Origin of the sequence: Cryobacterium sp. PH31-AA6, assembly GCF_030063195.1 — a bacterium.
In the GTDB taxonomy this organism is placed as follows: domain Bacteria; phylum Actinomycetota; class Actinomycetes; order Actinomycetales; family Microbacteriaceae; genus Cryobacterium.
Genome location: NZ_JASISS010000008.1, coordinates 85,433 through 98,094, shown reverse-complemented (window position 1 = coordinate 98,094; position 12,662 = coordinate 85,433). Strand labels below are relative to the sequence as shown.

At 67.0% G+C, this 12,662-nt stretch carries 13 protein-coding genes and 1 pseudogene; 8 read left to right on the top strand and 6 right to left on the bottom strand.

Annotated elements, in window-relative coordinates:
• The first annotated feature begins 125 nt into the window (after window positions 1–125).
• The 3 genes from QMG61_RS08220 to QMG61_RS08210 are packed head-to-tail and all read left to right on the top strand — an operon-like array spanning window position 126 to window position 3,046.
• Window positions 126–1,673, top strand: a complete 1,548-nt coding sequence (locus QMG61_RS08220) for a sugar transferase (protein WP_283493854.1) — start codon at window positions 126–128, stop codon at window positions 1,671–1,673.
• Window positions 1,674–1,724: 51 nt separating this feature from the next.
• Window positions 1,725–2,330, top strand: a complete 606-nt coding sequence (locus QMG61_RS08215; protein ID WP_283493853.1) for an acyltransferase — start codon at window positions 1,725–1,727, stop codon at window positions 2,328–2,330.
• Between the two features lie 2 nt (window positions 2,331–2,332).
• Entirely contained in the window at window positions 2,333–3,046 is a 714-nt protein-coding gene (locus QMG61_RS08210; protein WP_283493852.1) for a hypothetical protein, read from the top strand.
• Between the two features lie 30 nt (window positions 3,047–3,076).
• Here the strand turns inward: QMG61_RS08210 and QMG61_RS08205 are convergent, their stop codons facing one another.
• From QMG61_RS08205 to QMG61_RS17425, 3 genes and pseudogenes are all read right to left on the bottom strand, one after another.
• Window positions 3,077–3,241, bottom strand: coding sequence for a hypothetical protein (locus tag QMG61_RS08205; RefSeq protein WP_283493851.1), 165 nt, complete (start codon window positions 3,239–3,241; stop codon window positions 3,077–3,079).
• Complete coding sequence (locus QMG61_RS08200; protein WP_349358153.1) at window positions 3,198–3,962, bottom strand: FAD-dependent oxidoreductase; 765 nt, start codon at window positions 3,960–3,962, stop codon at window positions 3,198–3,200. The genes QMG61_RS08205 and QMG61_RS08200 overlap by 44 nt, the downstream gene beginning before the upstream one ends.
• 64 nt (window positions 3,963–4,026) lie before the next feature.
• Window positions 4,027–4,218: pseudogene (locus QMG61_RS17425) on the bottom strand (FAD-dependent oxidoreductase); the annotation flags it as partial.
• 434 nt (window positions 4,219–4,652) lie between these two features.
• On the opposite strand from QMG61_RS17425, the gene QMG61_RS08195 reads away from it, so the two are divergent.
• From QMG61_RS08195 to QMG61_RS08180, 4 genes are read left to right on the top strand one after another with little or no spacing between them, the layout of a single operon-like run.
• Window positions 4,653–5,357 (top strand): hypothetical protein, encoded by a 705-nt coding sequence (locus QMG61_RS08195; protein WP_283493850.1) that lies wholly within the window; start codon window positions 4,653–4,655, stop codon window positions 5,355–5,357.
• On the top strand, window positions 5,354–6,235 hold the full coding sequence (locus QMG61_RS08190; RefSeq protein WP_283493849.1) for a YveK family protein: 882 nt from the start codon (window positions 5,354–5,356) through the stop codon (window positions 6,233–6,235). Before QMG61_RS08195 ends, QMG61_RS08190 begins: the two co-directional genes overlap by 4 nt.
• A 6-nt stretch (window positions 6,236–6,241) precedes the next feature.
• Complete coding sequence (locus QMG61_RS08185; protein WP_283493848.1) at window positions 6,242–7,600, top strand: O-antigen ligase family protein; 1,359 nt, start codon at window positions 6,242–6,244, stop codon at window positions 7,598–7,600.
• Window positions 7,597–8,502 (top strand): glycosyltransferase family 2 protein, encoded by a 906-nt coding sequence (locus QMG61_RS08180; protein WP_283493847.1) that lies wholly within the window; start codon window positions 7,597–7,599, stop codon window positions 8,500–8,502. The genes QMG61_RS08185 and QMG61_RS08180 overlap by 4 nt, the downstream gene beginning before the upstream one ends.
• A 5-nt stretch (window positions 8,503–8,507) precedes the next feature.
• Here QMG61_RS08180 and QMG61_RS08175 read toward each other — a convergent pair whose 3' ends face one another.
• Together QMG61_RS08175 and QMG61_RS08170 are read right to left on the bottom strand one after the other, a co-directional pair.
• Entirely contained in the window at window positions 8,508–9,161 is a 654-nt protein-coding gene (locus QMG61_RS08175) for a polysaccharide deacetylase family protein (protein WP_283493846.1), read from the bottom strand.
• Window positions 9,158–10,033, bottom strand: coding sequence for a glycosyltransferase family 2 protein (locus QMG61_RS08170; protein WP_283493845.1), 876 nt, complete (start codon window positions 10,031–10,033; stop codon window positions 9,158–9,160). Before QMG61_RS08170 ends, QMG61_RS08175 begins: the two co-directional genes overlap by 4 nt.
• Before the next feature lie 100 nt (window positions 10,034–10,133).
• Between QMG61_RS08170 and QMG61_RS08165 the strand changes: the two genes are divergently transcribed.
• Entirely contained in the window at window positions 10,134–11,000 is an 867-nt protein-coding gene (locus tag QMG61_RS08165) for a hypothetical protein (protein ID WP_283493844.1), read from the top strand.
• A 93-nt stretch (window positions 11,001–11,093) separates the two neighbouring features.
• Here the strand turns inward: QMG61_RS08165 and QMG61_RS08160 are convergent, their stop codons facing one another.
• Window positions 11,094–12,659: a DUF4082 domain-containing protein gene (locus QMG61_RS08160; RefSeq protein WP_283493843.1), complete on the bottom strand. Its 1,566-nt coding sequence runs from the start codon at window positions 12,657–12,659 to the stop codon at window positions 11,094–11,096.
• Window positions 12,660–12,662: the final 3 nt, after the last annotated feature.

Here is a 12,662-nt window from a genome sequence, read left to right as displayed (position 1 = left end):
CCCGTGATCACGTCCTTGACGTGTCGACTCATTTGTCGACCCAAAAAAACAATCGGCTCCACCCAGGCCGACCACAGAAACCCGAACAGTCGCTCTTCGCGCCTCCTGACGGAGGTGAGTTCGAGATGACCACCGCCGGAGCACATCCGTCTGCCACCGGCCTGTCAGCCGCTGGACAGCGCGCCCGGCTCAGGCTCGTCGACCAGGTGGAGACGCCGGTACGAAAAGTCTTCGCGGACTCGCACACCTCCGGTCTGATCTGGGCCAGGAGGTACCGCACCAAGCTGAGGGTCAGCGACGTCAGCATCATCGTGGTCGCGGTGGGCATCGCCTTCATCGCGCGCTTCGGCGTGGGGACCGCCGCGGTCGCGGCCGGCCCGTTCCAGATCGACTACTGGGTCGTCGCCCTGATGGTGGTGACGATCTGGATCATCACCCTCGGTGCGTTCCACACCCGTGATTCCCGGGTGATTGGAGTGGGGGCGACAGAATATCGCCAGGTGGTCAACGCGAGCGCCCTGGCCTTCGGCATGCTCGCCATCGGTTTCCTGGTCTTCCAGGTCGATATCGCGCGGAGCTTCTTCATCTTCGCCCTGCCCCTCGGCATGGTTGGGCTCATCGTCGAGCGATGGCTCTGGCGGAAATGGCTTCTGCACCAACGTCACTTCGGGCACTACCTGTCCCGAGTCATCGTCGTCGGCAGCAGGGATGATGTGGAATACGTCGTGCGCCAGATCGCCGAGAAGTCGGGCGCGGTCTACCACGTGGTGGGTGTCGCCCTCGAAGACGGCGACACGACGGGCGTGCTCTCCCGCGGTAACCGGATTCCCGTCGTCGCGGACTCCGCCCACGTGGCGGATGCCGTCGGCTCCATGGGAGTCGACGCGGTGATCGTGGCCGGGCATCCTCGCGGGGGCAGCACATTCATCCGGAATCTCGGCTGGGACCTCGAGGGGACCCCGGCGGAGCTCGTGCTCTCCAGCCGGCTGACGGACGTCGCCGGACCCCGGATCCACTTCCGCCCGGTCGAGGGCCTTCCGCTCATCCACGTCGAGATTCCCCACTTCGAGGGCACGAGGCATGTGCTCAAGCGGACCCTCGACGTGGTCGCCGCGGGTGCGGGCCTGATCCTGATTGCGCCCCTGCTGGCGGTGATCGCGATCGTGGTCAAGGCCGACACGCCGGGTCCGGCACTGTTCCGCCAGGAACGGTGCGGACGGAACCAGCAAACTTTCCAGATGCTCAAGTTCCGCTCGATGGTCCAGACAGCGGAGACCGACCTCGCCGGTCTGCTCGACAAGAACGAGGGTTCAGGGGTGCTGTTCAAGATTCACAATGATCCCCGGGTGACCCGGGTGGGCCGGATCCTCCGCAAGTACTCGCTCGATGAGCTGCCTCAGCTCTGGAACGTCCTCGTCGGCGAAATGAGCCTGGTCGGTCCCCGCCCTCCGCTTCCGACGGAGGTCGACGGTTATGAACAGCACGTGCACCGGAGGCTCTACATCAAGCCTGGACTCACCGGTATGTGGCAGGTCAACGGGCGGTCGGATCTCGACTGGGACGAGAGCGTACGCCTCGATCTCTACTACGTCGAGAACTGGTCACTGGCCGGCGATCTCATCATCCTGTGGCGCACACTTCGCGTGCTCACCCACCCGACCGGCGCCTACTAGTGAACGGGCCGGTGCGGAACAATGAATGATCTACGCGTTGGGGGATCACAGATGATTCAGGAAAGCCGCATAGCCGGCACGGCGGACGTTGACCCGCTCGCCACGATCGGAGACGGCACGACCGTCTGGCACCTGGCCCAGGTCAGGGAACACGCCAGCGTCGGGAGCGGCTGCACACTGGGCCGCGGGGCGTACATCGGACCGGGCGTCATCCTCGGCGCCAATTGCAAGGTGCAGAACTACGCGCTTCTCTACGAGCCCGCCGTGCTCGAGGACGGAGTCTTCATCGGCCCGGCGGTCGTCTTCACCAATGACGAGTTCCCCCGCGCGATCAATCCCGACGGCACTCTGAAGAGCGCCGAGGACTGGAAAGCGGTCGGGGTACGGGTCGGCACCGGGGCATCGATCGGCGCACGCGCCGTCTGTATCGCGCCGGTCACGATCGGCCGCTGGGCCCTCGTCGCGGCCGGAGCCGTCGTCACCAGGGACGTCCCCGACTACGCCATTGTGGCGGGGGTCCCCGCCCGAAAGGTCGGCTGGGTCGGCACGGCGGGCATCCCGCTCGTGCGGATCGGAGAACTTTTCCGCTGCCCATCCACCGGCACCACCTATCGCGAAGTGGATGGCGCCCTCTGGCCCGCCACCACGGAGAGCTGACCATGCGCCGCACGCAGATCACCGGCATTGCCGCCGCCGCCGTCGTCCTCGTCCTCACCGGAGCACTCCTGCTCCAGCAACAGGGCGCAGAGACCCCCGCAACGGTGTCGAAATCGGCCGACGGAGGCTTGCCGACGGCGACACCGAGCCCGGTTGCGAAAACCGCGGCGGCTCAACCCGACGCCACGCCCACCCAGGCGCCCGCACCGGCACCGGCGCCTGCACCGAAGCAGGGATCGCCATCGCCCACTGTTCCGGCGCCCGGCGAAGCCAACGATGTGCGCGTCGTCGAGCCCGGCACTCCGGGCTCGGGTTCGGTCTCGCTCCCTCTCCCGGAATCCAAGCCCCAGGCCGTGCTCGTGTCGCTGCCGCTGCCGGACACGTCTCACGCCGTCGGCTCGATCGTGGACGGGTTCCCGACCCGGGTCATCCCGGCGGCACCGCATTCCGCCGTCGCGACGAGCTCCGTTGCCACCGAGGGTTCCCGCCTCCAGGCCGCCCTGACGGCGCAGACAAGCCTCACCGTCGTCGAGGTCCTGGATTTCTACCGCTCCAGCCTGGCGGAACTCGGGCTCTATGACACGCCGGCACCGGCCCTCGACGGGTCCTCGGCGCTCTCCTTCACTCGCGGAAGCAACACGATCACGCTCAGCGCCACCGCGGTCGACGGCGGCTGTCGCTACGTGGTCTTCGGCACGTTCACCGCCGCGACCTGACCCACGCGTCCGGGCTCGAACCCGTCCGGGTCAGGAATCCACGTCATCGGCGATCGCGGCGATGTGCCGGGCGATTTCGAGGGAACTTGTGGCCGCGGGCGACGGCGCATTAAGCACGTGCACCTGCCGGGGTGCGCGCTGGATGACGAAGTCATCGGCGAGGGCACCGTCGCGCCGAACGGCTTGCGCCCGCACGCACGATATCGTCACGCCCGATCTCCGGCACCAGCCGGGCCAGGCTGCGGGCGAACAGGCGCTGCGAGAACGAGCGTGCCACCTCGCCAACCCCGGTCCCGATATTGCTCCGCGCCATCCGAAGAAATCCCGGATAGCTGATCGCCTCGATCGAGTCGCGCAGGTTGATCGTTCGCCAGTCGTAGCCCTCCCTGGAGAGCGCGAGCACGGCGTTGGGTCCGCCGTGGACCGTCCCGTCGATCATCCGGGTGAGGTGCAACCCGAGGAACGGCAGCGCGGGGTCGGGGACGGGATAGATGAGCCCTCTGACCAGGTCGCGTCGCGCCGGAACGAGTTCGTAGTATTCGCCGCGGAACGGCACGACCCGTACCTCCGGGGTGACGCCGGCCAGGGTCGCGACCCGGTCCGCGTGGAGACCAGCGCAGTTGATGAGCAGACCGGCCCGCACGCTGCCGCCGGCGTGCGCGACGCTCACGCCGCTTCGGTCGACCCGGATGCTCTCCACGCGGGCGTTGAGCAGGAGGCTGGCGCCGTTCTCGGCCGCCTTGCGGGCCAGAACGCGGCTCACTCCTCCGTAGTCGATGATCCCGGTGGCCTCGACCCTGAGCACCTTCACGGCCCTGACGTGTGGTTCGAACTCGAGCGTCTCCGCCGTCGACAGCAACCTCGTGACCACGCCGTTGGCCATCGCCCGCTCGTGCAGGGCCTCCAGGCGCGCCACCTCGTTTGGGAGCGACGGCGACGATCAGTTTGCCGCACCGTTCGTAGGGAACGCCGTTCTCGAGCGCGAAACGGGCCATCGACTCGTTGCCCGCCGTGCATCGGCGCGCCTTGAGCGACCCGGCCGCGTAGTACGGTCCTGCATGGACAACGCCCGAATTGTGGCCGGTCTGGTGGGCCGCCCAGCCCGGCTCCTTCTCCAGCAGGGTGACGGTGGTTCCGGTGCACGACAGCCGTTGCGCGACCGCCAGGCCCATTATCCCCCCGTCGATCACAACGGCTGAGCGTGGCTTCATGGATCCTCCTCACCGGTTGAGCTGCCGCGACTCGGGTGTCGCCAGTGAAGAGCCATCATCCCACCAGCCGCACCCGAACCCGCTCGGCAGCGGGAATCCGCGGTCTACGCACCGCGAGAATGTCGAAAACACTGCCCCTGGCGCCGCCCCCACCGGAGCGCACCCCCCGTATGAGCTACAGCGCGACGCCGAGAATGAGGATATCGTCGGCACTCAGGAGTCGACTCGCTTTCGTCTCCGAACCGCGTATCCCGTACCCACCTGTACCCCGAACTGCAGGGAAATATCGTGAATTCGTCCTCCCCCGGCCTGCCCGGCTCCCGACCCGCGTCTGAACGGATGCCGTTCGTGCGAGCGTTCGTCACCGGGGGGCACGTCGATCCCGGCGGCCGCCGATGACATTCCGCGACATCTTGTTGGCCATGCTCCGGCGCTGGTACATCCCGCTGGTGCTGATCGCGTGCGCGGCGCTCATCACCGTGGTGCTGGCGCGCGATGGCGGGGTGTACACGACCACGACGGTGGTCTCGTTCATGCGACCCGCCACAACGAGCTTGTCGCCGACAAACGGAACCACGGACGTGAGCGTCATCGCGTTCGCGGGGGCCGTCGTGCAAGAGACCAACAACGGTCGGCCCCCCGCACGGTATTCGACGAATGAAGCCCCGCTTCACGGAGCGGGGGTGCGCCAGGGTGTCTTGGTCGAATTGGCGAACTCGGGCAATCAATGGGTGTCGACCTTCAATAGGTCGGACATCGAAATCGAGATCGTGGGGCGTTCGGCCGAGTGGGTCGAGTCGACACAGGCGGAGCTGGTCAACAGGATTCTGGGCAGCGCCGCCTCTCAACAAGCCGCGCTGAAGACCGCCGCGAAAGACCGAATAACGGCGGCGGTGGTTCCCCTCACCATGCAGATCGAACACGTGACCTCGTCTCGCCGAGGCCAACTCGCCGCCGGCGCCGCGATGCTCGCCGTAGCCGGCATCGTGGGCGGGTGGGGTTCCGTCACCGCCGATCGCCTGCTGGCGAAAGGACGAGCGGCGCACTCCGCTCGGCAACCGCGGGTGCCCGATCACGCACAGGAAGGAACCACAGCGTGAAGTTCAGCGATACGCTTCGCAAGCTCTGGAGACGGTGGTACATCGTTTTCCCCGGGGTCATGGTCGCCGCCGCCCTTGCTGTCGGCGCGTGGTACACGATCCCCCCTGGATACGAGCGTTCCGCGACGCAACTGCTCATCCCCGGTGCCGCCAGCATGCCCGAAGGTGCGAATCCCTATCTCTTTCTAGGCGGCCTGGCACCGGCCGCCGACGTGCTCGTGCGTGCGGTCGGCTCGGAGAACGTGCTGAACGAGATGGTTGCGGAGCACCCCGACACGAAGATCGCCATCACCCGCGACACGACGACCGCAGGCCCGGTCATGCTCATCGCCGTGACGGCACCCAGCGATGCTGCAGCTCAGGAAGTTCTCGATCTGCTCGTCACCCGCACGGCGACGATGCTCGAGGACCTACAGACTACGGAGAAGATCGCGAGCAACAACCGTGTGACGGTGCTGCCCATCACGGTCGACACCAAGAGCGTTCTGCAACAACGCACACGCATGGTCGGAGCCGCCGGCGCCGGAGTCGCCGGTGTCGTACTCACCCTGCTTCTCGCCGGCCTTGTCGACGGATTCAGCTCGAAACGCCGACGCCGACGCCGAGCCCGGGTGGCCAAAGCGGTCGAGGGCCCCGATGCGGAGCCGGAGGAATCCTCGGTCGAAAACGGAACGGTCACCGATCCTGAACAGGACGAATCCCTCTCCAGCCCGGCTGAGACCACCGGGCCTGCGAAAGCCACGCAGTCTCGGTCGGGTACCGGCGCCGCACCGTCGATGGAACCCGAGTTCGCCACTCTGGGTCGCCAGTCCCGCAACGACGACAACGACGACGAGGAGCGAGCCCCCCTCGCCCGTCCGGTTCGACAAGCGCGCTGAGTCGGCATGATCGTCGAGGGCTCGTCGCAGAAGCCGTTCGTCGCTGCCCCGCGCCGCGGGGCGGATGCGGTGTCGATGCTCACGGTGTACCTCGTTCTGCTTCTGGCGATACCCTCGGGCGTCGTGGTCACCGCGCTCGGATCGCTCGGTAGTCCCTCACTGATCTGGGGGCTCGTTCTGCTCTGCTGGTGGACGGTGCACCGGCTGCAGGCACGAGCGCCCGAGGCGGGCGCGGTCTCACAACCGGTGCGGTTCACCTTCGTGGCCTTTCTGCTGGTAGTGCTCGTGAGTTTCGCGGCCGCCATGCTGCGCGGCCAACCCGACGACCAGGTGAGCCCGGCTTTCACGGCACTGTTACGGTTGCTGTCCTGGGCGGGAGTGCTACTCGTCGCGGTCGATGGCGTCCGCACGAAGAACGATCTCGCCAGCATGGTTCGCCGGATCGGAGTCGGCGCCGGTTTGCTCGCAACTCTGGGCCTCGCGCAGTTCTTCACCGGGCTGGGGATCGTGGACTTCTTCGGCACGATTCCCGGGCTGAGCATGGCGGGAGGCATTCAGGAGCGCGCCGGGGTGATTCGCTCGTCCGGAACGGCCATCCACCCGCTCGAGTACGCGACCGCGATCAACGCCGCGCTGCCGCTCGTCATCGCCGCCGCGATCTCGCGCGGATTCCGATCGAGCAGAACCCAGGGTGGACTCTGGTGGTGGTTGCCCATCGGCCTGATCTCGCTCTCGTCGTTGGTGGCCGTCTCCCGGTCGGCCATCATCGGATTCGCGGTGGCTATGCTGTCGATGATCCCGGCGGTTCCGGCTCGGTACCGCGCCGCCGTGTTCGGCGCGGGCACCGTTGTCACCCTGGTCGTCTTCGCCGCCCTCCCCGGTCTGCTGTCGACGACGATCAACCTGTTCGCGGGCGCCGCGACGGACCCGAGTACGGAGTCTCGAACGAATGGTCTGGAACGGATTCCCGAGTTCATGTCCCCCTCACCGGTGATCGGATCCGGCTTCGGCTTGTTCCTGCCTCGGTACTACATTTTCGACAACCAATGGGTGCTGATCGCCATCGAACTGGGCATCCTGGGCGTCATTGCCTTCGCCGCATTCTTCGCCGCGGGAATCTGGAGCGCCCGGAACGCGTGGCACTCCACCGACCTGGACGTGCGGCTGCTGGGGCACGCCCTCGCCGCATCCGTCTTCAACGTCGCCGTTCTGTTCGCGTTCTTTGACGCGCTGTCCTTCCCGATCGCCGGCGGTATGCTCTTCCTCCTCGCCGGCCTGTGCGGGAGCGTGCGCACCGTCTTCGCGGCGGAGACGGCGGCGGCGACGTCGCAGCCACCGGGCCACCAGAAGGCGGCCCGAGCATGACGCCGCTGGATGTGGCGGCGGTCGTCGTCACATACAACAGCACGCGCCACGTGGCGGGACTCCTGGACAGTCTGCCGGCCGCCTTCGGACACCTCAGCTATTCCGTTGTTGTCGTCGACAACGGTTCAGCCGACGGAACACCGGAATTGCTCGAGCGTCGGTCCGACTGCGGCGTCGTGCGCGCGTCGAACGACGGCTACGCGGCCGGAATCAATCGAGCCGTGCTCGCTTCCCCCGAGGCGTCCACAATCCTCATTCTCAACCCCGACGCCACTCTCGACCCCGATTCGGTGCCACGAATGCTTGAGGTGCTCCGGCGGCGGAGCGATACCGGCATTGTCGCGCCGCGCGTGCGGGAGGAGGACGGCAGTCTCTCCCCCACTCTCCGGCGGGGACCGACGCTCGGTCGAGTCGGCGGGTTGAGCTTCACGCGACTGCCGCTCTTCGCAGAGCGAATCGAGATCCCGGCCGAGTACGATACCGAGCACGAGGTGGACTGGGCGGTGGGCGCGATCCTGCTCGTCGATCGCCCGTGCTTCGATGCGCTCGACGGCCTGGACGAGTCCTTCTTCCTCTACTCGGAGGAGACCGATTTCAGCCTCAGGGCAAGGGATGCGGGCTGGGCCACCGTCTATACGCCCCTCGCCGGCGCGATGCATGTCGGCGGGGGCTCGGGCGAGAATGCGACCACGCACACGATGCAGATGCTCAATCGGGTGCGCCTCTATCGTCGTCGTACGGGCGAGGTGCGCACGTGGCTGTACTTCGGCCTGACGATCGTCGTCGAGCTGCGTCGCGCGGTCCTCGGCGAGCGACAGTCCTGGACGACGGTGCGCGCGTTGTTGCGCCCGTCGCTGCGGCCCCCGCAGCTCGGCGCGAGCTCCGCGTTCTTGCCCGAGTAGCGGCCTCAGCGAATCCGTTTGACCGTGCTCGCCAGTATGTTGCGCGCATCCCGCACGCCCGCACGATGCCCGATCACCGAGTGGATCGATTCCGCCGTGTCTCCGGCGGTAACGCTGTACCTGGCCTGAAGCCACGCAGAGGAGCGCGCGGGAAACCGATCGCTCGTGTACACCGTTCGATAGCCGGTCCGAGCCAGTCGTCCCAGCAGCTGACGGTCATACCGCCCGAGCGGGAGGGCTGCGTCGTCGATTTCACCGCCGCTGGCCTCGACCAGCGTCGATCGGGCGTCCACCAGTTCCCGGCGGGCCTCCTCCTCGCCCAGTCCGCGCCACGGAATGTGGGCCCAGCCGTGGCTCCCGATCTCCATTCCCGCGCTGCGGAACTCCCGAAGATCGGACGGAGAGAGGCTCGCCGGATCATTCAACCGACCGGCCAGCACGAAGAACGACGCCCGCAGCGCGCGCTCACGCAGGGCCGGGAACGCCACCTCGGCGTCCGAGCGGTTCCCATCGTCAAAGCTGAGCCGCACGTTGGGGCTCTCGCGCACCTCGTCCAGGATCCGGAGGAATCGGTCCGTGGCCACCCAGTACCGGGACTCCCCCTCTTCCCTCTCGTGATCGATGGTTCCGATGCCGTGAAAGCAGAGGTTGATGATCATGCCGATGCCCCGTTCGTTGCCGACGATTGCGTTCCACGCGTGCTCTCATCCCGGCCCCACTCCTGACCGGCCTTGACCCGGCGTCGGGCCAAGAGTCCCGAGAGGAGTGTGATCGACACGTACGGAATGGTCGCGGGCAGCAATCGGGGATTCGGCAGCGCAACCTCGCACAGCCAGGCCCAGCGGTCGGCCGGTCGCACCCGCACGTCGATCTGTTGTGCTGCCGCGGCCGCCCGCATCTGGGCGTTCCCGCGCCGCACGCGGACCAGGCGTCGAACCAGGTCCCGGGTCGTGAACGGGGCGGCCACGACGACCTCGACGCCGACCACCTCCGCCTTCTCGGCATCGGTGAACTGAGAGTCGAGGAAGAGATCGTCGGCGATCATGACCGGGAACGCGTCGAACCTGGCTCGACCCTGCTCGGACACGGCGATCATCCCCCGTCCGAAGAGCCCGTTCCGGAACGCGGGCAACCGCTCGTTGATCGAGAAATAGGCGCGAACGGGCCAGGGCCGTCCTCCCGTGTCGATGCGGCGCCGAGGCACCGCCGCGAGCACGCACGGTGCCTCCGCGAGTCGGGCGACCAGGGCCGCGAGCCCGCCGGGCGGCACAATGATGTCGGCGTCGAGGTAGACCCGGGGGAACCCGGTGGCGACCAGGTCGCCCGCGTTGACGGCCGCCGCCTTGCCCGGCGGGGCGCGATCGATCACGATGACGCCGGGACGCGACGCGATGGCCACCGTTTGGTCGGTGCACCCGTTGGCGATCACGATGATCTCGAGCGGGTCGACCGTCTGCTGGGCGAGGAGAGCGTCGAGGTTCTGCCCGATCACGTTCTCCTCGTTGTGCGCGGCGATCACGATGCTCGGCATGTGATTCCTTTCGGCGGGACACATCGGAAACCAAATCCTGGAGTACCTTCGAGAAGAATGTTACCGGTGAAAGTGCCGATTGTGCCGTAATATGCGGCACATGGACCGCGAGAAGATCGACGTTCGACCGATAACGACCGCGGACGCCGATGCGGTCTCCCGGTTCCTCCACGAGCACCTGAACTCGAGGGTCCCTGCCGCGGCCTGGGGCTCCCTCCTCGCTCCCCCGTGGGGTGCCGAGGCGCCCAACCACGGGTTCCAACTCGTCGTGAACGACAGGATCGTCGGAGCCTACGTCGCGGTGTACTCCGAACGTGACGTCGGCGGCGAGAGGCGCAGGTTCTGCAACCTCGCGGCTTTCTGCGTGCTCGAGGACTACCGCGCGCACAGCTTTCGGCTGATCCGCGCGATCCTCGCGCAGCGAGGATTCGAGTTCACCGACTTCTCACCGAGCGGGAACGTGGTGGCGCTGAACCTGAGGCTCGGCTTCGACGTGCTCGACACCAAGACCCGGCTGGCACCGAATCTGCCTCGCTTTCCGCGTCGAGGGTTGACGGTGTCGGACGATCCGGCCGTTGTCGCGCGGGTCCTGGAGGGCCGGGACTCCCTCGTCTACGGCGATCACCGCGAGGCTCCCGCGACCCGCCACATCGTGGCGATCGCGGACGGAGAGTACGGATACCTCGTCGTTCGCAAGGATCGTCGCAAACGGCTGCCGTTGTTTGCTTCGCCGTTGTATGTCGGGGGAAACCGTGACCTGCTGCGGTCGGCGTGGCCGCAGGTCGGCTCGCATCTGCTCCTGCGGCACGGGGCCCTGGCGACGCTGGCGGAGCGCCGAGTGCTCGGTTTCAGCCCCGCCCTGGGTTTCGAGCTCGGTGCTCCTCGGGCGAAAATGCTCCGGAGCGAGAATGTGTCCGCCGAGACAATCGACTACCTCTACAGCGAGCTGACCCTGCTGGAGTGGTAGAGCACGCACATAAGGGCGCGTGCCCGATCATTGGATCGGTCACGCGCCCCTGTCAGGCGGCCACCTGAGAATCGGCAGCCTTAGTCGTGCGCCCTAGTTGGCCGCAGCGACGAGAGCTCCGTCGTCCCAACGGTTGTTGGACCACACGGCGCCCGGTGCGTTGGAGTCGAACGACGTGATCGGCCCGTAGAAACCGCACTTGCCCGATCCTCCGCGCTGCCAAACGTTGTTCGTGAACCGGATGTCCCGGGTCCCGGTGGAGAACGGCTTGCCAGGAGTCGCACCACCGTAGGTGCAGTAGCCGCCCGAGCCGCCGACGAACAGATTGCCGTCAATCGTGTTGTTCTTCACGACCGCGAAGTCGCCGTAGCCGGTCAGGGCCGCCGAGCATCCGGCATCCGGAGCCACGTCAGGAGCGTCGCAGGCGATGGTGTTGCCGCGGATGACTGAACCTGATCCCATCCGGATTCCGGATTCGTGGGCGACACCGCTCGCGTCACGGAACTGGCCGTGCACGTAGGAGGCGGTGATGGAGCAGTCGAGGTAGCAGTTCACCGAACGGTTCCCGCCGGTGACCTCCACGCGGAGGGCCGTGAATCGGGCGTCGCCGATTCCGGTGCCCATCTCTGCTCCCATGACGATCTCGCTGTCACTGATGGTGAACGATCCGGTGCCCGAGTCATTGGTGGAGACGGTTCCGTTGATGATCGAACGGGTGATCACTACACCGGTCGCCTGGATGTCCAGGGGCCCACAGTTCACCCGCTTGGCGTCAATGACGGTATTCGGGGTCGTGATTCGGCACGGTCCGGTGTAGGTGGAGAGGGTCGTTCCGGCGGGCACTCCCGTCGTTGCCGCCGACGGGAATCCCGTGGACGGCGTGGCGGTCGGGGCCGGCGCCGGGGCCGGGGCGGGTGCCGTGGTCGGCGTGGGAGCAGGCGCCGTGGTCGGCGTCGGGGCCGGCGTCGTCGTCGGTGCCGGAGCCGGCGTTGTCGTCGGTGCCGGGGCCGGCGTCGGGGTGGGTGCCGGCTTCGCTACGGGGGTGGTCTGGGAGGAGAAGACCAGGTCAACCCAGTACGAACTGTTGCGGTAGGTATTGGTCGGGAATCGCGACTGGGAACCGTACTTGTACACACCGAAGCCTGATGAGATCGTCAGGTCGGGAGAACTCGACTTTGCGCGGACATCATACGTAACTGCATACCGTCCCTTCGGGGCGTAGTAGGAGACAACGTAGGTCTGGCCCGCGGTCAAGGCAACCGTCCGGTCGAATGAAGCGATCTGCCAGCCGGAAGCCGACTCCGTGGCGAACGTCGCAGCGGCGAGTTTCTTGCCCTGGGCGGTCCAGAGGGTTCCGGTGTGGGTACTGGTGGTGTCCTTGTCCTTCCAGAAGCGCATTCCGGTGGCCTTGCCATTCACGCGGGCGGTGAAACGAGTTCCCACCTCGACTCCGTTGGTGTCATTGTGCTGGACGAGGCCGGTGGGAGCCGCGGCCCCGAGCATCGTGGCTTCAGCGGCGGTGGCGGGGCTCAACGCCCACTGGCTGGTCGTCAGGAGCAGAGCCAGCATCATCGCTAACGACGCTGCAATGCGACCGAAGCGGTTCGAGCTGAGGGGCGTGGTGGCGACGTGGCTCGCCGAACCTGTGTGGGAATGCATGTA

Bases quoted from the DNA above. Each gene is read 5' to 3' on its own strand.
- QMG61_RS08220 (WP_283493854.1), top strand. From the start codon at position 126: ATGACCACCGCCGGAGCACATCCGTCTGCCACCGGCCTGTCAGCCGCT.
- QMG61_RS08215 (WP_283493853.1), top strand. From the start codon at position 1,725: ATGATTCAGGAAAGCCGCATAGCCGGCACGGCGGACGTTGACCCGCTC.
- QMG61_RS08210 (WP_283493852.1), top strand. From the start codon at position 2,333: ATGCGCCGCACGCAGATCACCGGCATTGCCGCCGCCGCCGTCGTCCTC.
- QMG61_RS08195 (WP_283493850.1), top strand. From the start codon at position 4,653: ATGACATTCCGCGACATCTTGTTGGCCATGCTCCGGCGCTGGTACATC.
- QMG61_RS08185 (WP_283493848.1), top strand. From the start codon at position 6,242: ATGATCGTCGAGGGCTCGTCGCAGAAGCCGTTCGTCGCTGCCCCGCGC.
- QMG61_RS08180 (WP_283493847.1), top strand. From the start codon at position 7,597: ATGACGCCGCTGGATGTGGCGGCGGTCGTCGTCACATACAACAGCACG.
- QMG61_RS08175 (WP_283493846.1), bottom strand. From the start codon at position 9,161: ATGATCATCAACCTCTGCTTTCACGGCATCGGAACCATCGATCACGAG.
- QMG61_RS08170 (WP_283493845.1), bottom strand. From the start codon at position 10,033: ATGCCGAGCATCGTGATCGCCGCGCACAACGAGGAGAACGTGATCGGG.
- QMG61_RS08165 (WP_283493844.1), top strand. From the start codon at position 10,134: ATGGACCGCGAGAAGATCGACGTTCGACCGATAACGACCGCGGACGCC.
- QMG61_RS08160 (WP_283493843.1), bottom strand. From the start codon at position 12,659: ATGCATTCCCACACAGGTTCGGCGAGCCACGTCGCCACCACGCCCCTC.